Here is a 19,550-nt window from a genome sequence, read left to right as displayed (position 1 = left end):
TCGAGCGCCTTGGTGCCGGACTCGCGCGCCATGTCCGGGTAGTCCCAGTTCTCCCGGCGGCCCGGCTTTTCGAACTTCGTCATCCCCACACCGATGACGTAGACCTTGTTTGACATCACGCTCCCTTGCATTAGCCCTTGGCCACAAAACATACACACCTGATTGTATCTTTGCAATGGGCGATGGCTGTCAGTAACTCGGCGCTCGGTGGCGTCGTGGAACTCGAGCGCTCAGTCGCGCGAATCTGCCGTCAGCAGGCCATCGGCAACGACCCGCATTTGCTCGCACGCGCGGTCCCATCTCCTGCGCGAGCGAGCGGAGTCGCGGTCGACGAAACTCGCGAGCAGGATCCCCCGCAGTGCGTCCATCGCGGTGTAGACGAAGTTGCGCAGATCTTTGCGCATGGCGTGATCGGGCACCAGTTGCGCGATCGCCGAGATCAGGGTGCTGTTGACCAACGGCTCCACCCGTTCGACGTGACCGGCCAGCACCGAGTCAGTACGTGCGGCGACCCAAAGTTCCACCGTGGCAACGAACATCGGGCCCTGGTGGGCCTCCCAGAGGAAATCCAGCACCGTCGAGACGGGATCACTACTGGCTTGCATGCGCCCGAACTCGCGCATGGCCGCCTGGACGCGTTGCTGAGCGAGATGCTCGATCGCTGCGACCACCAGATCTTCCTTCGAGCGGAAGTGGTGGATCTGCGCTCCCCGGGTGACGCCGGCGCGTTCGGCGACGCGTGGTGTCGTGGTGCCGGCGTATCCATAGGTCACCAGACACTCGATCGTCGCGTCGAGCAGACGGGTGCGCATGGCGGCGCTGCGTTCTGCCTGCGTGCGCCTGACGCGTCGTTCGCCGACTTCCGTCACGTCTTCTACCGCCCGCTCCCGTTCGGTCCAGTTACATTCTCACTGGAATGTTACCGGACAAAGCTCCTCCACACTGCTCCCCCACGCGCCGTTATAAGTTCGCCGGGCGGATCACGACGACCGACTTGGTCCGGCTGCCGTCGTCGCGCAGCAAAGCCACCACCCGGCCGTCGACGGTGTGCGCGGCGTAAACGCCGTCGATGCCGGCCGATTGCAGCGGGCGCCCGTTGGCGACGGAGTCTGCTTCGTCTTCGGAAAGTGCTCGATGCGCGAACAGCAGTAGACACGCCTCGTCGAGAGTCACACTCAGCGCGGGCCGTTCGGCCAGATCATCGAGCGAAACGGCCTGGCCGGAGTCGAATCGGCCAACCCGGGTGCGTCGCAGGGCAGTCAGGTGCCCCCCTACCCCCAGCGTCGCGCCGACATCGCGGGCCAGCGCGCGAATGTAGGTACCCGAGGAGCAATCCACCTCGACGCAGACATCGACCAGTTGGTCGTGGCGACGCACCGCAGTCACGTCGAACCGATCGATGCGCACCGGCCGGGCAGCCAGTTCGACGGTGTGGCCCTCGCGGGCCAACCGGTAGGCGCGCTGCCCGCCGATCTTGATGGCGCTGACCGCCGACGGGACCTGCGCGATATCGCCGCGCAGTCTCCCGATCGCCGCCTCGATAGCGTCGTCGGTAACTTCCTGAGCCGAAATCTGTTGCGTGATTTCGCCTTCCGCGTCCTCGGTGGACGTGGCCTGGCCAAGCCTGATCGTGGCCGTGTAAGACTTCGCGGTTTCGGTCACCAGGCCGAGGATCTTGGTCGCCCGGTCGATCCCGATCACCAGGACTCCGGTTGCCATTGGATCCAGCGTCCCGGCATGCCCCACTCGGCGGGTGCCGAAAATGCGCCGGCAGCGGCCCACTACGTCGTGACTCGTCATGCCGGCCGGCTTGTCGACGACGACAAGACCCGCAGTCATAAGGTGATCGCGGTGAGCACCAACTCGCGGGCCACCGACCACCGCCCGGCCAGGGTGCGCAACGGCGGGCCCGAAAGCGTGCCTCCGTCGATCAGAATCGTGGATTCGAACCCGCCGGCAGTACCGGATTCGTCGACGGTGAAGATGATGTGCGCGTCTTCGAAGCCGAGCCAACGCTTGGTCAACGGGAACCAAGCCTTGTAGGTTGCCTCCTTGGCGCAGAACAAAATTCGGTCCCAATGCATACCCGCGGGCAGGGCCGCGATCTCGGCACGCTCGCCCGGGAGACTGATCGCGTCCAGCACGCCGTCGGGCAGCGCATCGTGTGGTTCGGCGTCCACGCCCAGCGAACGAACAGCGCCCGCACGACCGACCACCGCGCCGCGATAACCCGCGGTGTGGGTGATGCTGCCGACCACGCCGTCGGGCCAGCAGGGCTCGCCCTTCTCCCCCTTGAGAATCGGAACCGGTGGAAATCCGAGCTCGCCCAACGCAATACGTGCGCAGTAACGGACGGTGACGAACTCGTTGCGCCGCTTGGCCACCGACCGCTCGATCAGTGGTTCTTCTTCGGCCATCGGCGCCAATCCCGGCGGATCGGAATACAATTCGGCGCACGCCAGGTCGGCGGCGCTGGGCAGCACCGCAGACATCAAGCTGGTCAGCGGCATCGGCCTACCGCTGACGCAGCTGGTCACGGAACTGCTGAGCCTGAGCCCGCATCTCCTCGGTGATCACAAAGTGCCCGCCGAAGTCGTTGAGAAAGCCGGGCGCATACTTGGGATCCGGCAGAATCTGGCGCAGCCAGCTGTAGGGCTTGCGGCGACGCCATTCGCGCGGATAGCCCACCGACACCTCTTCGAAGCGCACATCGTCATACCAGGTGGTCCGCGGAATGTGCAGGTGCCCGTACACCGAACACACGGCGTCGTAGCGGGTGTGCCAGTCCGCGGTCTCGGTGGTTCCACACCACAGCGAGAACTCCGGAAAGAACAAGGCGTCGCAGGGCTGGCGGACCATCGGGAAATGGTTGACCAACACGGTCGGGTTGATCCAGTCCAGGTCGTCGAGACGCTTGCGGGTGGCCGCAACGCGCTCCTGGCACCACGCCTCGCGCGTCGGGTAGGGCTCCGGGGAGAGCAGGAATTCGTCGGTGCACACCACATTGCGCTCCCGCGCGATCGCCAGACCCTCGGCTTTGGTCGTCGCGCCCGTCGGCAGGAACGAATAGTCGTAGAGCAAGAACAGCGGCACGATGGTCGCCGGCCCGCCCCGCTCGGTCCACACCGGGTAGGGATGCTCGGGACTCACCACACCCAACTCGTCACACATGTTGACCAGATAGTCGTAGCGGTCCCGGCCGAAGATCTGCATCGGGTCCTTGTTCGTGGTCCACAGCTCATGGTTGCCAGGCACCCAGATCACCTTGGCGAACCGACGTCGCAGCAGGTCCAGCGCCCAGCGAATCTCGTCGGTCCGTTCCGCGACGTCGCCACACACGATCAGCCAGTCCTCCGGCGTCGACGGATACAGCGACTCGGTGATCGGTTTGTTCCCCATGTGGCCGGTGTGCAAATCCGATACCGCCCACAGCGTCGGCTGTCGTGCGGTCGGGGGCTGCTGCCCGTGTTCTTGCCACGCCACGACTCCCCAGCCTAACGGCTGGTCGTTGCCGCTCTGCCGGCGTGGCGGCGCAATGGACTAGAACAGGTTCTCGTTTACGCTGTGGCGGCGCGGATGTGACTTGTAAACTCCCCGCAGACGTCACATGACCCGAGGGGGCACGATGGTCGGCAAGCTGCGCCTGCTGGCAGCATTCGGCGCCTTGTTCACGGCGGTGGTCGTGACGTGGCAGAGCGCGCCGCCGGCCACCGTCGGCGGCCCCAGGGTGGACCTGCGGTCCACGGCCGCCCCGATGGCCCCGCCCACCACCATGAAAAGCCCGATCGTGGCGACCACCGACCCGAGCCCGTTCGACCCTTGTCGAGACATCCCTTTCGACGTGGTCCAGCGGCTGGGCCTCGGCTTCACCCCGCCGATACCCGAAGAGGGGCTGCGCTGCCACTTCGACGCCGGCAACTACCAACTGGCCGTCGAACCGATCGTCTGGCGCAAATACGACCAGTCACTGCCCGCCGACGCCGTCGAGACCACGATCAACGGCCACCGCGCCGCGCAGTGGTGGAACCTCAAGCCGACCTACCACAACAGCTACTTCTACTTCTCCTGCATGGTGGCCTTCAAGACCAGCTACGGGATCATCCAGCAGTCGCTGTTCTACTCGACGATCTACTCCAGCCCCGAAGTCGACTGCCCGGCGACCAACCTGCAGCGCGCCAATGAGCTTTCGCCGTACTACAAGTTCTGAACCCGCGATCGCCGTCACCCCCATAACCTGAAGCGGTGACGACCACCTCCAACCCTCCCGCGGGCTCGACGCTGCGCACACTGCCCCGACGACTTGTCGCCCGCGGGTTGTCCCGGGCACTACGGCTGCCCGCCCCGACCACGAAATACACCGTGAGCGCGGTCAAGATTCCGATGCGCGACGGTGTCGAGCTGGTTGCCGACGTTTACGAACCCACCGGAGAGGTGGTCGGCACCCTGTTGGCTCGCGGCCCCTATGGCCGAGCGTTTCCCTTCTCGATGGTGTTCGCCGACATACCCGCCGCCCGCGGCTATCGCGTGGTGTTGCAAAGCGTACGAGGGACATTCGGCTCCGGCGGAGACTTCTCGCCGATGGCCAACGAAGCCGCCGACGGCGCCGACACCGTCGAATGGATGCGCCGCCAGCCGTGGTTCACCGGCCGCTTCGCCACGATCGGAATCTCCTATCTCGGGTTCACCCAGTTCGCCCTGCTGGAGGATCCGCCGCCGGAACTCGTCACCAGTGTGATCGTTGCCGGTCCGCACAATATGGGCTTGTCGGCGTGGGGCACCGGCGCGTTCACGGTCAACGACTTACTCGGCTGGAGCAACCTGGTGGCCCATCAGGAAGATCCGGGCCGAATTCGCGCCGGCATCCGGCAACTGCGGGCCCAGAGAAGCGTTGTGCGGGCCGCTGGTGAGGCGCCGCTGGGCGCCGCTGGCCGCGCACTGCTCGGCGACGCGGCGCCATGGTGGGAGTCCTGGCTGACTCCGCCGGCGAAGGACAACCCGTTCTGGGAGCCGCTGAGAGTCGACTCCGCACTCGACCGGATCCAGGTACCGTTGCTGCTGGTCAGCGGTTGGCAGGACTTGTTCCTAACCCAGACGCTGCAACAATTCCGGCATCTTCGCACGCGTGGCGTCGACGTCGCGCTGACCATGGGCCCGTGGACCCACACCCAGCTGCTGGTCGCCGGTTTGTCCACCGTCCTGGGCGAAACCCAGGCCTGGCTGGATCACCACCTCGCCGGCCGCCCGGCCACCGCGCGGTCCAGCCGGTTTCGGTGCTGGGTTTCCCACGAGGGCTGGCGTGAATTGCCCGACTGGCCGCCGACAACCACCGACCGACCGCTGTACCTCGGTCCGGGCGGCGGCCTGGCCGACACGGCGCCCCCGGCTGGATCCTCGGCGAGCTTTCGCTACGACCCGGCCGACCCGACTCCCACCGTCGGGGGCCGACTGCTGTCGCCCGACGGCGGCTATCGCGACGACACCGCGCTGGCGTCGCGACGTGACGTGCTCAGCTTCACCGGCGACGTGCTCGCCGAGGACCTTGTCGTGCACGGCAACCCGATCGCCGAGCTGGCGCACAGTTCCGACAACCCGTACGTGGACGTGTTCGTCCGGATCAGCGAGGTCGACGCCGCGGGACGCTCGCGCAACGTCAGCGACGGCTACCGGCGGCTGACCGAGGCGACCGACCACGTTCGCCTCGAGCTGGATGCGATCTCGCATCGGTTCCGCGCCGGGACCCGCATCCGGGTGCTGATCGCCGGCGGCTGCCATCCGCGCTTCGACCGCAACCTCGGAAACGGGGAGCCGTCGTCGACGGGCAGCCGCCTCACCCCGTCCACCCACGAGGTGCGCTTCGGTGCGTCCCGGGTCGTGTTCCCGGTCGGGTCGTGATGGACGCCTTCGACGAATGGCGAAGCGGCGGAGGGGAATTTCGCTGGTGCTCGACGACAGCTGCCAATTCCGGCGCAGCGGTCAGCGTGTTCACCCGCCGCTGCGGCACACCCGGAGCGCCGGCTCTGGTCTGCGTGCACGGCTTCCCGACGGCAAGCATTGACTTCCTGAAACTGACCCGCGAACTCGACTCCGACTTCGACATCTTCCTGCTCGACTTTCCCGGTTACGGCCTGTCCGACAAGCCAGCCGCGCCGTACGTGTATTCGCTGTACGACGATGCGCGCCTGCTGATCCACGCGATCACGACGCACTGGCAGCTCAGCGACTACGCGATGCTGACCCACGACCGCGGCAGCAGCATCGGCATGATCGCGCTCTCGATGTTCGACGAGCTCGAGGACGCGAGCCCGCCATCCGAGGTCATCTTCACCAACGCCAACATCTATCTCCCCCTTGCCAATCTGACCGGGTTCCAGAAGGCACTGCTGGATCCGACCGTCGCCCGCAGCACGGCTCGCGCCACCACACCGGAGATGTTGGCTGCGGGCATGGGCATGACGACCTTCATGCCGCGACGAGATACCGGCGACGCCGAAATCGCTGCGCTGGCGCGATGCTTCGCTCACAACGACCAGATCGCGGTGCTGCCCGACACGATTCGGTACCTCCACGAACGCGCCGCCGACGAAACCAACTGGCTCCAAGCGCTTTCGGTCAGCAACGTCAACACGACCCTGGTGTGGGGCCTGCACGACGCTGTCGCCCCGATCCGGGTCGCAAACTACGTCTGGCAGGAGTTCCTCAGAGAAAAGCCCGGCTTGAACCGCTACTGGATACTGCCGAGCGCCGATCACTACCTCCAGTGCGACGCCCCGGCACAGCTGGCTGACGTCGTACGACTGACAGCGGCCGGCGAGCCGACTTCGCTGGGCACGATCGGCGACTGGCCCGAAGGCGCGGTGCTCGTCGACCAGACACCTTGATGGGCAACGCTATTCGACGGCGTCGCGCACCCGCTCGGCGACCGCCCGCAGTGTCTCCTCGTCGTACACCGGGGTGCCCAGCGGGGGGTCAGCCAGCGGCAGCGAAACCCAGCTTTTGCATCCGGCGTACTCGGGGATCCGCGGTAGTTCGATCGGCTCGACCAGCGGGACGGCCTGTACCACCAACACGGCGAGCCGATGCTTCGGACGAAAGTCCAACCGCTCGCGACGCACCGACTCGGCGGTCCAAATGTGCAGATCTTCGATCGCATCGATATTGTCGGGCCGGTTGACCAGAAGCGCAGCCACCACTTTCGCCGCCGCCCGAACGACTAGCCGGTCGTCGTTGCTGTCGGGCGCCGCGGTGTCGATCAGGTCGCGAAACTGCGGTCGTATCCGCTCGGTGTGGCTGTGCGCCACGGTCGGGAAGAGCAGAAACTCCCGGGCCACTGCACTGTCGAAACGCTTCTCGCCGATGCCGCCCTTGCGCAGCAGCACCTGTTGGCGGCCTCCCAGCAGCGCGTGCACCACCGCGCTCCACTCCTTGAGTGCGGGCATGGTCGCCGGCGGTTGGAGCACGCTCAGTTCGGCGATGTTCGGGCACATCCGTCAACCATAAATCGACCAGTGACTACGGTTGCTCTCATGGCCAATGACGACATTCTCCTGATCCACACCGACGAGCGGGTGCGCACCCTGACCTTGAACCGGCCGCAATCCCGCAACGCGCTGTCGGCGGCGCTGCGCGACCAGTTCTTCGGCGCGCTGGCCGACGCCGAGACCGATGATGACGTCGACGTCGTCATCATCACCGGCACCGACCCGGTGTTCTGCGCCGGTCTGGACCTCAAAGAACTGGGCGGACAGACCGCGTTGCCGGACATCTCGCCGCGCTGGCCGTCGCTGAGCAAGCCCGTCATCGGCGCCATCAACGGCGCCGCGGTGACCGGCGGCCTCGAGCTGACGCTGTACTGCGACATCCTGATCGCCTCCGAGCACGCACGATTCGCCGACACCCACGCCCGCGTCGGCCTGCTGCCCACCTGGGGCCTGAGTGTGCGACTCCCCCAGAAGGTCGGCGTCGGACTGGCCCGCCGGATGAGCATGACCGGCGACTACCTGTCGGCCCAGGACGCGCTGCGCGCCGGCTTGGTGACCGAGGTGGTGCCGCACGAGGAGTTGCTGCCCGCCGCACGCAAGGTGGCCGACAGCATCGTCGGTAACAACCAGGACGCGGTGCGCGCACTGTTGTCGTCGTATCACCGCATCGACGAGTCGCAGACCAGCGAGGGGCTGTGGCTGGAAGCGGCGGCGGCGCGGGCGTTTCGGACCTCCGGCGACGACATCGCCGCCAACCGCGAGGCGGTGTTGCAGCGCGGTCGCGCGCAGGTGCGTTAGCGGCATTCTGACTGTCGTCGGCGCATGACTCCGCGGTGGCGTCTTGGCGGCACCGCCCTGCCCTGACCCCGATGGGGTGATCCCGGTAGGCGAGTTCCCGGGGCCGGTCGCACACTGGTTGTTGTCAGCTGACGCACCTAGCGTGGGGCTATGAGGTTTGCTGTCATTACCTTGATGGTTGCTGCGTCGCTGGTTGGTGTTGCTGCGCCGGCGCGCGCGGATTGCGGGGATCCCGGCCAGCCCGCGTGTGCGGGCCCGGTTCCCACCGTCGATCAGGTCGTGGCCATCATGTCTGAGCTGACCGATCCGAATATTCCTGCGGTCGACAAGGGCAACGTGGTCACGCCGCCCTTCAGTCCTGAGGAAGCCGCCACCATCGATGACCATCTGCACCGGATGCAAGCAGTCAATATCGTGCCGTTGTCGTTCGTCGTGACCGACATCCAGCCCGCGCCCGACAACTTGGCGGGAGCCACGCTGGCCACCACCGGTTCGTTTCATCAATTCAGCAGCCCCGGGCCGATCGTGCTGGTCGATCACGACGGGCACTGGCTGATCACCCACGACACCGCCATGACCGCGATGAACGCGTTCTGGTACAACGCCACTCGTCGACGCCCGATCCCCGTCTTTACTAGGTGACGACGGGTTAGGCGGCCGCCGGATGGCGAAGGCCGCCTGCTGCGGTGTGACCCCGTCTGGCCGCGGCGCGGATATGCCAGATACCCACGATCAATTCTGCGGCGCCGCCAGAAAAGCACTGCCACTAATCGCCGAGCGCTCTGATCACCCGGCATGGATTGCCGGCCGCCAGCACATCTGCGGGAATGTCGCTCACCACAACACTTCCCGCCCCGATCACCGAATTCTCGCCGATGGTGACCCCCGGGCAGACGATGACGCCGGCCGCCAGCCAGACGTTGTCCCCGATGACGATCGGGGCCGCGGACTCCAAGCCCGCTCGGCGGGCCTGATGGTCGTCGACGGGGTGAAGCGCCGTGACAAGCTGCACCCGCGGACCGATCTGCACGTGGTCGCCGACAGTGATCGATGCGCTGTCGAGGAAGATCGCGTCGTAGTTGACGAAACATGCGGCGCCGATGGCGATCTGCGCGCCGTAGTCGCACAGAAATCGCGGCAGTACCGCACTACCTTCGCCCAACGATCCGAGCAATTGTCGTAGCACATCGGGGTTGCCGGCGTTGAAGGTTGCGAGTAGACGCTGACACGACTTTCGGCCGGCGACCAGTTCGGCATCGTCGGCGCGGTACAACTGGCCGCTGAGCATTCGCTCACGCTCACTCGTCATTTGCCGGTCACCGCCCAATCACCTGATAGCGCACGCCAACCGACGAAGATCAGCCGTAAGACGACGAACATGCTCAGCCCGGACCAGATGCCGGCCAGCCCCCAGCCGAACACCAGCGACAGCCAGATCGGCGGCAGAAAGCCGACCAACGCACTGACCACGGTGGCCGTGCGCATGAACGCCGCATCCCCGGCCCCGAGCAGCACCCCATCCAGCGCGAAAACGACACCCGCAAAGGGCAATTGGGCGACCATGAACCACCACGGCACGCCGACCGCAGCCAGCACCGACCGGTCGTCGGTGAACAGCCGAGGCAGCACGCCGCCACCAGCGGCGAACACGGCGGCCAGGGCCGTCGCGCCGATCGCCGACCATACCGTCACTCGCCGCGCCGTCGCCGCCGCGAGCGGAACATCACCGGCGCCCAGCGCTGCGCCGACCAACGCCTGCGCCGCGATGGCCAACGAATCGAGAACCAGCGCAAGGAACTCCCACAGCTGCAGCACCACCTGGTGGGCGGCCAGCGCCGCAGCGCCGAATCGGGCCGCCACCGCGGCAGCCGAAACGAAGCACGCCTGGAAAGCCACTGTGCGCACCAACAGGTCGCGGCCCACGACGATCTGGGCACGCAGCGCAACGCCATCGAGTCGCAGCGGCACCCCTTCCGCCAGTAGCGCACGCCCGAACAGCAGGGCGGCCAGCCATTGACCGGCCAGGTTGGCAACGGCCGAGCCGGCCAAACCCAGCCGGGGAAAGCCCAGCCACCCGAACACCAGCAACGGACACAGCAGCGCCGACAGGCCGAAGCCGGCGAGCACGTAGCGCAGTGGGCGAACGGTGTCTTGCACGCCACGCAACCAGCCGTTGCCGGCCAGGGACACCAGGATCGCGGGTGCACCGATGATCGCGATGCGAAGCCAGGGCAGCGCCGCGTGCGTGATGCCGCGTGAGCCAGCTATGGCGGACACCACCGGCACCGCCGCGGCCTGCACTGCGACGACGGTCAGCACACCCAGGCCCAGCGCCAACCAGGTCGCCTGCACGCCTTCGGCCACCGCCGAATTTCGGTCGCCGGCACCGAAATGCCGGGCCGAACGCGCGGTGGTGCCGTAGGACAGGAATGTCAGGTCGGATCCGACCATGCCCAGGACCAGTCCCCCGATGGCAACTCCTGCCAGGCTCAGCGCGCCGAGTCTGCCGACCACGGCGGTATCGAAAAGCAGATAGAGCGGTTCGGCGGCCAGCACACCCAGGGCAGGAAGCGCCAACTGCGCGATCTGACGGCCACCCGGTTGCGACGGGACCGGTTCGTTCACCCCAGGGCGGCGCTCAGCGCGGCCACGACCTCGTCAACCGAACCGGTCGTCGAGTAGCCGGCAGCCCGCTTGTGTCCACCACCACCGAACGTCGACGCAACCGCCGACAAATCGACGTCGGATTTTGCCCGCATCGACACCGACCAATGTTGCGACTCAATCTCTTTGAACACCGCGGCCACCTCGGCCTGCTCGGTGGTGCGGACGATGTCGACGATACTTTCGACCTCCTCCGGCCGCGCTTTCGTCCACTCCTCGTTGCTGACGACGGCGTAGACCAGGCCGCGGCCACCGGCGGCCTCGGGCAGCAGCTGTGCCGAGCCCAACACCCGGGACAGCATCGACAGCCAGGCGAAGGGATGGGTGTCCATCAGCGACCGGGTGATCTCCGCATTGTCGATGCCCAGCTCGACCAGGCGCGCCGCCAGCCGGTACGCGGCCGCGCTGGCCCAGCGGAACGAGCCGGTGTCGGTGGTCAGGCCCGCGTAGAGGCAGTAGGCCACCTCGGTGTCGATTGGCTTACCCCAGGCGTCGAGCAGCTCGGCGACCATCATCGTGGTCGAATCCGCCGAGGGTTCCACGAAATTCACGGTGCCGAACAGCTGGTTCGAGGCGTGGTGATCGATCACCAGCACGTCGTGCCCGTCGCCGGCCATGTCGCGCAGGTCGCCGAGCCGGTTGATGCTGGGGATATCAACGGTCACAACCAGATCGACGTCGCGGCGCATCGCAGCGGGATCCACCAGCAGCCGGCCGCCGGGCAGTGACCGCAACGACTCCGGCAGCGCCGCCGGCGCCGCGAAGCTGACCTCAACGGATTTGCCGCAGCGGTCTAGCACCAGCGCCAGCGCCAGGCCCGCACCGATCGTGTCGGCGTCGGGATGCACATGGCACAGCACCCCGATAGTCGCCGCGGCGTCCAGCACCTTGGCGGCGCCTACCGCGTCGACGCGGTGTGTCGCAGCGGGTTCAGTCTGTGTGTTGCTCGTCGTCACCGGCGCCTTCTCCGTCATCGGTTGGTGCCCCGTCACCGAGCGTGTCATCGTCGGTCGTACGGTACGGATCGGCGTCGCCGGCCGGTCTCGCTCCTTGCCGAACCCGGGCCACGTCGGCGTCCGCCGCGCGCGCTCGCGCCAGCAACTCCTCCATTCGCTGCACCGAGTCCGACACCGTGTCGCGGATGAAGGTGAGAGTCGGCGTGAAGCGCACCCCGGTGCCGGCGCCGACCTTGCTGCGCAGCACACCCTTTGCGCGCTCCAGCGCGGCGGCGGCCCCGGCGTAGTCGGGTTCGTCATCGAGGGTCGAACCCATCACCGTGTAGTACAGCGTCGCGTCATGAAGGTCGCCGGACACCTTGGCGTCGACGATGGTGACTCCTACCAAACCGGGGTCTTTGATCTCGTACTCGATCGCCGAGGCGACGATCTCGGAGATCCGCTTGGCCAGACGGCGCGCCCGCGCCGGGTCAGCCATGCCGCCGTAGGTTCAGCTTGTCGGAGCTCATAGGCCTAAACGCGCTCCTTCTCCACCAGCTCGTAGGTCTCGATGACGTCACCCTCTTTGAGGTCGGAGTAGGTCAGCGTCAGACCGCATTCGTAGCCGTCGCGGACCTCGGTGACGTCGTCCTTCTCCCGTCGCAACGAGGACACCGTGAGGTTCTCGGCCACCACGATGTTGTCCCGCAACAACCGGGCTTTGGCGTTGCGCCGCACGACCCCCGACTGGACCAGGCAACCGGCGATGATCCCGACCTTCGACGAGCGGAACAGCGCGCGAATCTCGGCGCGGCCCAGCTGGCTCTCCTCGTAGATCGGCTTGAGCATGCCCTTGAGCGCGCTCTGGATCTCGTCGATCGCCTGGTAGATCACCGAGTAGTAGCGGATGTCCACGCCCTCGCGGTTGGCCAGCTCGGTGGCTTTGCCTTCGGCACGGACGTTGAACCCGATGATGATCGCATCCGACGCCGACGCCAGGTTGACGTTGGTCTCGGTGACACCACCGACACCGCGGTCAATGACGCGCAGCACCACCTCGTCGTCGATCTCGATGCCCAGCAGGGCTTCCTCCAGAGCCTCGACGGTTCCGGAGTTGTCGCCCTTCAGGATCAGGTTGAGCTGGCTGGTCTGCTTCAGCGCGGCATCCAGATCGTCCAGGCTGATCCGCTTGCGGGAGCGGGCCGCCAACGCGTTGCGCTTGCGGGCACTGCGACGGTCGGCGATCTGGCGGGCGATCCGGTCCTCGTCGACGACCAGCAGGTTGTCACCCGCACCAGGCACCGACGTGAAACCGATGACCTGGACCGGCCGCGAGGGCAGCGCCTCTTCGACGTCGTCGCCGTGCTCGTCGACCATCCGCCGCACGCGACCGTAGGCGTCGCCGGCCACGATCGAGTCACCGACCCGCAGCGTTCCGCGCTGAATCAGCACGGTCGCCACCGGCCCGCGGCCGCGGTCGAGGTGCGCTTCGATCGCCACACCCTGCGCTTCCATGTCGGGGTTGGCCCGCAGGTCCAGGGCAGCGTCGGCGGTCAACAGCACCGCTTCTTCCAGCGCCTCGATGTTGGTTCCCGCCTTCGCCGAGATGTCGACGAACATTGTGTCACCACCGAAGTCCTCAGCCACCAAGTTGTACTCGGTGAGCTGGGCTCGGATTTTCTGCGGGTCGGCGCCCTCTTTGTCGATCTTGTTGACCGCCACCACAATCGGCACATCGGCCGCCTGCGCGTGGTTGATGGCCTCCACCGTCTGCGGCATCACACCGTCGTCGGCGGCGACCACCAAGATCGCGATGTCGGTCGCCTTGGCGCCGCGGGCACGCATGGCGGTGAACGCCTCGTGACCCGGGGTGTCGATGAAGGTGATCGGCCGCTTGGTGCCCTCGAAGTCGACGGTCACCTGGTAAGCACCGATGTGCTGGGTGATGCCACCTGCCTCACCCTCACGCACGCTGGCGTTCCGGATGGTGTCCAGCAGTCGGGTTTTACCGTGGTCGACGTGACCCATGACGGTCACCACCGGCGGCCGGATCTGCAGGTCTTCCTCGCCGCCTTCGTCTTCGCCGTAGGAGAGGTCGAAGGACTCCAGCAGCTCGCGGTCCTCGTCCTCGGGGCTGACCACCTGGACGACGTAGTTCATCTCGCCGCCCAGCAGCTCGAGCGTCTCGTCACCGACCGACTGCGTCGCGGTCACCATCTCGCCGAGGTTGAACAGCGCCTGCACCAGCGAAGCCGGGTTGGCGTCGATCTTCTCGGCGAAGTCGGACAGCGAGGCGCCACGGGCCAGCCGGATGGTCTCGCCGTTGCCGTGCGGCAACCGGACCCCACCGACGACCGGGGCCTGCATGTTCTCGTATTCGGCGCGTTTCGCCCGCTTGGACTTACGGCCACGTCGCGGCGCACCGCCGGGACGACCGAATGCACCCGCAGCGCCGCCCCGCTGGCCCGGGCGTCCTGCTCCGCCGCCACCGCCGCCGGGACGGCCACGGTAGCCGCCAGCCCCGGGTGCGGCGCCAACGCCGCCGCCAGCGGCACCGCCACCGCCACCGCGGTAGTTACCACCACCGCCGCCGGGACGTCCACCACCGGCGGGAGCGCCCGGACGGCCCCCAGGGCCGCCGGGCCGTGGGCCACCGGGACGCGGAGGACGGCCGGCCGCGGCCGGCCTTGGTGGCATATTGCCTGGTGAGGCTCCACCGGGACGCGGCGCGCCGGGGCGCGGGGCCTGGGGGCGCGGCATCGCAGGACGCTCCACCGGCTGTGCCGATGAGAACGGGTTGTTGCCGACGCGCGGCGTGCGGGCCGCGGGCTTGGGAGCCGCCGGGCGCGGACCGGGTGTCGGACCGGGGCGACTGGGCGCCGGTCCCGGCGCCTCGGCAGCGGCGGGTGGCTGCTGAGCAGGCGCTACCGGTGCTGGGGCCGCGGGCGGCGGCGTGGGTGCCGGCGCGGCGGGTTTGGGGGCGGCGGGCTTGGCCGCCGGGGCCTTGGCGTCGGGCTTTGCCGCCGCCGCGCCGTTGCCGGCGGCCTTCTCCGGAGCGGGCTTGCCGCCGCCGAAAGACTCACGCAATCGACGCGCTACGGGCGCCTCGACCGTCGATGATGCTGATTTGACGAATTCGCCCTGTTCGCCTAACCGGGCGAGAACTTCCTTACTGGTGACACCGAGTTCCTTGGCCAACTCGTGTACACGGGCCTTGCCTGCCACTACATCTCCTGTCTATGAGGCGACAGCGGTGGTAGGCCGCGCCTCGGGTACTAGCTGTAACGCATCGGGATGAGAGTCATCGGGACTTCACGGTGTGCTCATGATTCTTTGCTGCCTGTTCTGTTGGCGGGATGGTCGGGGCACCCGGAGGCATTCACCGCCCCTAAGTGCTCGACCAACGCTGATGTTTCCGGCGCGCCGGTGATGCGCAGCGCACGAGCGAAAACTCGCCGCCGGATTGCTTGTGTGGCGCACTGTGGAACGGGATGCAGCCAAGCACCCCGCCCCGGTAGCGTACCCGCTACATCAACAGTCACGGAGTACTTGCCGTTCCCGGTCGATACAGCCACCACTCGAAGCAGTCCAACGGCCAACTCTCGCTTTCGGCAACCGACACACGTCCGCACCGGTCCTTCGGTACGTCGATGCGCCGAGGCTGCTGACTCGCGCTGGATCACGACTTAGCTTACCTGCCCTCAACCAGTGGTCAGAACCGTTCCTAAGCACTGAGCGAAAACTGAGTTTTGGCCAGTGTTGCGGGAGTGTCGGGACTGTCCGATTAACGGTGTTGGCCGCTGGCGGTGGGGGGTGCCAGGACCGTTTAGGAGGCTAGGCCGAGGAACACCATGAGGGAGCGTTCGATGTCGACCATGAGCGCGGTGGGTACACGACCGATCCGTGTGCCGAGGTTGGATCGGCGGACTGTGGTGATTTTGTCGATCATGGCGAAGCTGGGCTGGGTGATTCCGGTGGTCGTGGAGATCGCGATGCGCGTTGTTGGTGCGTCGGCCGCGGTGGTGGTCAGCGGGATGATGACGATTGACTCGGTTGCGTCGAACAGGTCGTCTTGGATGATGAGTGCTGGTCGGGGTTTGGTGGCGTAGACGCCTCCTGAGACGGTCCAGAGTTCGCCGCGGGTCACTTGTCATCGGCCAGCTCGGAGATGGCCTCAACGAAGTCCATGTCCTCGCTGTGCCGGTCGGCTCCGGCCAGCGCTAGTGCTTCCCGGTGTGCTTCTGCGGCGAACTGTGCCGACCGGACGTCGGGCACCCACACTTGCACGGGACGGTACCCGCGTTCACGCATGCGCCGGCGGTAGTCGCTAGCTCGCCGTGTCGATGTGGCCATACCTCAACTGTTGCATGAAACGGCGTTGCATGCAACAGTTGAGCCAGCCCCAGGCTTCGGCCATGAGGTGACCCGACGCCATCGAGACCATCAGCTAACAGGACGGATAGCCGTTGGTTGAGATGCGTGGGCCCCGAACCCCGTTGCGCGGCGCGAATCGGATGACGTCCGGAACGCCGGGTTGACCGTGAATGAACTAATCCTCGTGCGCTGTCCCGTGGCTCCTGGCACCCTCGGAAAGCTCATCCTCGCCGTCGGGCGAGTCCCCGCGGATGTCGATCCGCCAACCCGTCAGCCGGGCGGCGAGCCGGGCATTTTGGCCTTCCTTGCCGATGGCCAGCGACAGCTGGAAATCGGGCACGATCACGCGGGCGGCCCGCGCGGTCGGGTCGATCACCGTGACCGAGACCACCTTGGCCGGCGACAACGCGTTGGCGACGAAACGCGCCGGGTCTTCGTCGTAGTCGATGATGTCGATCTTCTCGCCGGACAGCTCGCTCATCACGTTGCGCACCCGCTGACCCATCGGCCCGATGCAGGCGCCCTTGGCGTTCAGACCCGGCACCCGCGACGCCACCGCGATCTTGGATCGGTGGCCGGCCTCGCGCGCGACCGCGACGATCTCCACCGAGCCGTCGGCGATCTCGGGTACCTCCAGTGAGAACAGCTTCCGAACCAGGTTGGGATGGGTGCGCGACAGCGTGATCACCGGTTCGCGGGCTCCGCGGCTGACGCCGACCACGTAGCAGCGGACCCGGTCCCCGTGTTCGTAGGACTCACCCGGGACCTGTTCGGCCGCGGGGATCACGCCCTCGGACCCTTTGGTCTCGCTTCCCATCCGCACGACGACCAGGCCGCGCAAATTCGCTCGGCTGTCACGCTGGATGACCCCGGCGACGATCTCCCCTTCGTGGGTGGAGAACTCGCCGTAGGTCCGCTCGTTCTCGGCGTCACGGAGGCGCTGCAGCATCACCTGACGGGCGGTGGTCGCAGCGATGCGCCCAAACCCCTCCGGGGTGTCCTCCCACTCGCTGAGCACGTTCCCGTCCTCGTCGACCTCGCGAGCGAGTACCCGGACCGAACCGGATTTGCGATCGATGTCGATGTGGGCGTCGGGCTGATGGCCCTCGGTGTGCCGGTAGGCGCTCAGCACCGCGGCCTTGACGTCTTCGAGCAGGTCGTCGAATGAAATGCCGCGCTCGACCACGATCGCGTGCAAAGCGGCCATATCGATATTCATGTGCCGCTCCTTCTCCGCGCTTGGCTCTGCATCGTCACCGGCGGGTTCATCCGCCCTCCGTCTCCGCATTTCGATCGACGCCCGCCAATTCCAACTCTCGTTGGGGTGGCGGCGAAAATTCGACCTGAACCATCGCTTTGACGACGTCGCCGAGTGCTACCGACCGCACCGCCCAGTCTCGGCCGCTGCGGACCACGACAGCCACGGTGCCGGCGCAGATTTCGCCCACCCGCCCGGTGAGCTGCGAACCGTCTGCCAGTGCCATTTCGACTTTGCGGCCCCGCGCGCGGCGGAAGTGTTTCTCGCTGGTCAGCGGGCGGTCGACGCCCGGTGAGCTGACTTCCAGAACGTAGGCGCCGTCGATGTCGCGCTCGGCGTCGAGCAGGTTGGCCGCCGAGCGCGAGAGCTCGGCGACGGTGTCCAGGTCGAGGGCGGTGTCACCATCGGCAATGACCGTGATCCGGGGCGGCTGCGACCGCTGATCGATGACGACGTCTTCGATGTCATAGCCTGCGCGCGCGAACTCGTCATCGAGCAGCTCGATCACTTGCGTCTGTGACGGTAGCCCGGTGGCCACGGCGAGCTCCTCGTCTTGAGTTGTCCGGTCAGTCAGGTTCCGTGATGCCGAAAAATCGGCGATCCGCCGGAACCGCCTTCCCACGATACGCCAGGAATCCCGGGTAAGACGTGATCGCAGCGAGGTCACCTGGTGTTACAAGCACGGCGCGCGGAAATGGCAGGATGTGGCAATGCTTCGCGCCCAGCCTGGTTTCGCCCCGATGCTTAACCGGCGACGGGTGTTGTCCGGTGGCGCGGCGCTTGCTGGGCTGGCCGTCGCGGCTTCCGGGTGTGCTTCGCCGCCGGCGCCGCCGGCCGTCGACGAGCTGGAGTCCCAGCTGACCTTGGCTCACCACGACAGCGACCTGGCAAGCGCGGCGGCCGTGGGGGTATCGCAGCAGCTCAGCGCGGCGCTCACGCAAGTCGCCGCCGAACGCGCCCAACACGCCCAGGCACTGAGCGCCGAGATCAAGCGTCTGGCCCCCACGTCGTCCTCGGCAACCAGTCCGACCCCCACCACGTCGGCCGCCGTTGCGCCGCCGCCACCGCTGGCCGCGGTGGTGACGTCATTGACGTCGTCGGCCACCAGCGCCAGTCGGCTGGCGAGCACCGCATCCGGCTATCGCGCCGGGTTGCTCGCCTCGATCGCCGCGTCCTGCACCGCGGCCTACAGCGTCGCGCTGGCGTTCGGAGCGACCCCGTCGTGACCTCTGTCGAGCCGTCGACTGCCGACAGCCCGGCCGACAAGGCGCTCTGCGCCGCACTGGCCAATGAGTACGCCGTCATTTACGGGTACGGCATCGTGTCCGCACGCTGCGCGCCGGAGGTCAACGCACTGGTGTCGTCGGCGCTGAGTCAGCACCGCCAGCGTCGCGATCAGGCCATCTCGATGCTGGCCGGCCGCAAGGCCACGGCGCCGGTGGCAGCTGCCGGCTACCAACTGCCGATGCCGGTGATCACCCCGACCGATGCGGAGCGCCTGGCCGCCCGGATGGAAAACGACACCGAAGTCGCTTGGCGCGCCTTCGTCGAGCAGGCGCAGAGCGACGAGGACCGGACGTTCGGCGTGACGGCGCTGACCCAGAGCGCGGTGCTGGCCGCCCGATGGAAACAGCTGCTCGGCGACTGGCCGATCACCACGGCCTTCCCGGGCGCCGACTAGTTAACCGGTGACGGCACCGGTGATCTCGGCGGCCAGTCCGGCACCGACGATCAGTTCCCGGGTCTGGCCGCTGAATCGGTCGCGCAGCTCGACTTTTCCGTCCGCCCAGCCGCGGCCCACCACCACAATCCACGGCACACCAAGTAGCTCGGCATCCTTGAACTTCACTCCGGGCGACGCGGTGCGGTCATCGAGCAACACCTCGAGGCCCAGCCGATCCAGGTCGGCAGCCAGCGTGCCGGCTCCGGCCCGCACTTCGGCGTCCTTGTTGGCGATCACCAGGTGCACGTCGAACGGTGCCGCTTCAGTCGGCCAGCGCAGCCCCAGCTCGTCGTGGTGCTGTTCGGCGATGACCGCCACCA

At 67.1% G+C, this 19,550-nt stretch carries 23 protein-coding genes and 1 pseudogene; 7 read left to right on the top strand and 17 right to left on the bottom strand.

Annotation, left to right across the window (positions count from 1 at the left end):
• From AC2VOG_RS15620 to AC2VOG_RS15600, 5 genes and pseudogenes are all read right to left on the bottom strand, one after another.
• A pseudogene (locus tag AC2VOG_RS15620) lies at positions 1-131 on the bottom strand (lipid-transfer protein); the annotation flags it as partial.
• 99 nt (positions 132-230) lie between these two features.
• Positions 231-812: a TetR/AcrR family transcriptional regulator gene (locus AC2VOG_RS15615; RefSeq protein ID WP_486940784.1), complete on the bottom strand. Its 582-nt coding sequence runs from the start codon at positions 810-812 to the stop codon at positions 231-233.
• A gap of 148 nt (positions 813-960) precedes the next feature.
• Positions 961-1,839, bottom strand: coding sequence for a tRNA pseudouridine(55) synthase TruB (gene truB, locus AC2VOG_RS15610; protein ID WP_486940781.1), 879 nt, complete (start codon positions 1,837-1,839; stop codon positions 961-963).
• Positions 1,836-2,510 carry a 4'-phosphopantetheinyl transferase PptT gene (gene pptT, locus AC2VOG_RS15605; RefSeq protein ID WP_486940780.1) on the bottom strand — a complete coding sequence of 225 codons (675 nt, stop codon included), beginning with the start codon at positions 2,508-2,510 and terminating at the stop codon, positions 1,836-1,838. The genes truB and pptT overlap by 4 nt, the downstream gene beginning before the upstream one ends.
• A gap of 4 nt (positions 2,511-2,514) precedes the next feature.
• Positions 2,515-3,483, bottom strand: coding sequence for a metallophosphoesterase family protein (locus tag AC2VOG_RS15600; RefSeq protein WP_486940779.1), 969 nt, complete (start codon positions 3,481-3,483; stop codon positions 2,515-2,517).
• A 142-nt stretch (positions 3,484-3,625) separates the two neighbouring features.
• Between AC2VOG_RS15600 and AC2VOG_RS15595 the strand changes: the two genes are divergently transcribed.
• The 3 genes from AC2VOG_RS15595 to AC2VOG_RS15585 are packed head-to-tail and all read left to right on the top strand — an operon-like array spanning position 3,626 to position 6,878.
• A complete protein-coding gene (locus tag AC2VOG_RS15595; protein ID WP_486940778.1) occupies positions 3,626-4,207 on the top strand; it encodes a DUF3558 domain-containing protein in 582 nt (193 codons plus the stop codon).
• 35 nt (positions 4,208-4,242) lie between these two features.
• Complete coding sequence (locus AC2VOG_RS15590) at positions 4,243-5,892, top strand: CocE/NonD family hydrolase (RefSeq protein ID WP_486940777.1); 1,650 nt, start codon at positions 4,243-4,245, stop codon at positions 5,890-5,892.
• A complete protein-coding gene (locus AC2VOG_RS15585) occupies positions 5,892-6,878 on the top strand; it encodes an alpha/beta fold hydrolase (RefSeq protein WP_486940783.1) in 987 nt (328 codons plus the stop codon). Before AC2VOG_RS15590 ends, AC2VOG_RS15585 begins: the two co-directional genes overlap by 1 nt.
• A gap of 9 nt (positions 6,879-6,887) precedes the next feature.
• Here the strand turns inward: AC2VOG_RS15585 and AC2VOG_RS15580 are convergent, their stop codons facing one another.
• Entirely contained in the window at positions 6,888-7,484 is a 597-nt protein-coding gene (locus tag AC2VOG_RS15580) for a DUF1802 family protein (RefSeq protein ID WP_486940776.1), read from the bottom strand.
• Positions 7,485-7,523: 39 nt separating this feature from the next.
• Between AC2VOG_RS15580 and AC2VOG_RS15575 the strand changes: the two genes are divergently transcribed.
• Positions 7,524-8,276: an enoyl-CoA hydratase gene (locus AC2VOG_RS15575; protein ID WP_486940775.1), complete on the top strand. Its 753-nt coding sequence runs from the start codon at positions 7,524-7,526 to the stop codon at positions 8,274-8,276.
• A gap of 150 nt (positions 8,277-8,426) precedes the next feature.
• Positions 8,427-8,918 (top strand): MTB12 C-terminal domain-containing protein, encoded by a 492-nt coding sequence (locus AC2VOG_RS15570; RefSeq protein WP_486940774.1) that lies wholly within the window; start codon positions 8,427-8,429, stop codon positions 8,916-8,918.
• A gap of 124 nt (positions 8,919-9,042) precedes the next feature.
• Here the strand turns inward: AC2VOG_RS15570 and AC2VOG_RS15565 are convergent, their stop codons facing one another.
• The 10 genes from AC2VOG_RS15565 to rimP form a co-directional block, all read right to left on the bottom strand.
• Positions 9,043-9,585 (bottom strand): sugar O-acetyltransferase, encoded by a 543-nt coding sequence (locus tag AC2VOG_RS15565; RefSeq protein WP_486940773.1) that lies wholly within the window; start codon positions 9,583-9,585, stop codon positions 9,043-9,045.
• Complete coding sequence (locus AC2VOG_RS15560; protein WP_486940772.1) at positions 9,582-10,901, bottom strand: MATE family efflux transporter; 1,320 nt, start codon at positions 10,899-10,901, stop codon at positions 9,582-9,584. The genes AC2VOG_RS15565 and AC2VOG_RS15560 overlap by 4 nt, the downstream gene beginning before the upstream one ends.
• Entirely contained in the window at positions 10,898-11,914 is a 1,017-nt protein-coding gene (locus tag AC2VOG_RS15555) for a DHH family phosphoesterase (protein WP_486940771.1), read from the bottom strand. Before AC2VOG_RS15555 ends, AC2VOG_RS15560 begins: the two co-directional genes overlap by 4 nt.
• Positions 11,871-12,374 (bottom strand): 30S ribosome-binding factor RbfA, encoded by a 504-nt coding sequence (gene rbfA, locus AC2VOG_RS15550; protein ID WP_486940770.1) that lies wholly within the window; start codon positions 12,372-12,374, stop codon positions 11,871-11,873. Before rbfA ends, AC2VOG_RS15555 begins: the two co-directional genes overlap by 44 nt.
• 35 nt (positions 12,375-12,409) lie before the next feature.
• The gene (gene infB / locus AC2VOG_RS15545) at positions 12,410-15,100 is read right to left on the bottom strand and encodes a translation initiation factor IF-2 (RefSeq protein WP_486940769.1); all 2,691 of its coding nucleotides are present in this window, start codon (positions 15,098-15,100) and stop codon (positions 12,410-12,412) included.
• 98 nt (positions 15,101-15,198) lie between these two features.
• Positions 15,199-15,450 (bottom strand): YlxR family protein, encoded by a 252-nt coding sequence (locus AC2VOG_RS15540; protein WP_486940782.1) that lies wholly within the window; start codon positions 15,448-15,450, stop codon positions 15,199-15,201.
• Between the two features lie 251 nt (positions 15,451-15,701).
• Positions 15,702-16,022 (bottom strand): type II toxin-antitoxin system PemK/MazF family toxin, encoded by a 321-nt coding sequence (locus AC2VOG_RS15535; RefSeq protein WP_486940768.1) that lies wholly within the window; start codon positions 16,020-16,022, stop codon positions 15,702-15,704.
• Positions 16,019-16,228, bottom strand: a complete 210-nt coding sequence (locus AC2VOG_RS15530; protein WP_486940767.1) for an antitoxin MazE-like protein — start codon at positions 16,226-16,228, stop codon at positions 16,019-16,021. The genes AC2VOG_RS15535 and AC2VOG_RS15530 overlap by 4 nt, the downstream gene beginning before the upstream one ends.
• A 196-nt stretch (positions 16,229-16,424) precedes the next feature.
• Positions 16,425-17,468: a transcription termination factor NusA gene (gene nusA / locus AC2VOG_RS15525; protein WP_486940766.1), complete on the bottom strand. Its 1,044-nt coding sequence runs from the start codon at positions 17,466-17,468 to the stop codon at positions 16,425-16,427.
• 46 nt (positions 17,469-17,514) lie between these two features.
• A complete protein-coding gene (gene rimP / locus AC2VOG_RS15520; protein ID WP_486940765.1) occupies positions 17,515-18,045 on the bottom strand; it encodes a ribosome maturation factor RimP in 531 nt (176 codons plus the stop codon).
• 172 nt (positions 18,046-18,217) lie between these two features.
• Between rimP and AC2VOG_RS15515 the strand changes: the two genes are divergently transcribed.
• Both AC2VOG_RS15515 and AC2VOG_RS15510 read left to right on the top strand, forming a co-directional pair.
• Positions 18,218-18,733, top strand: a complete 516-nt coding sequence (locus AC2VOG_RS15515) for a hypothetical protein (protein ID WP_486940764.1) — start codon at positions 18,218-18,220, stop codon at positions 18,731-18,733.
• Positions 18,730-19,188, top strand: coding sequence for a ferritin-like domain-containing protein (locus AC2VOG_RS15510; protein ID WP_486940763.1), 459 nt, complete (start codon positions 18,730-18,732; stop codon positions 19,186-19,188). Before AC2VOG_RS15515 ends, AC2VOG_RS15510 begins: the two co-directional genes overlap by 4 nt.
• Here the strand turns inward: AC2VOG_RS15510 and AC2VOG_RS15505 are convergent.
• Positions 19,189-19,550 (bottom strand): His/Gly/Thr/Pro-type tRNA ligase C-terminal domain-containing protein (locus AC2VOG_RS15505; RefSeq protein ID WP_486940762.1); only part of this gene is annotated, 362 nt, incomplete at its 5' end. It lies immediately after the preceding gene.

The organism is Mycobacterium sp. TH-M11 (assembly GCF_057473725.1).
Note: the sequence above shows the minus strand (reverse complement) of the source record. Positions and strands in the feature narration are given on the sequence as shown.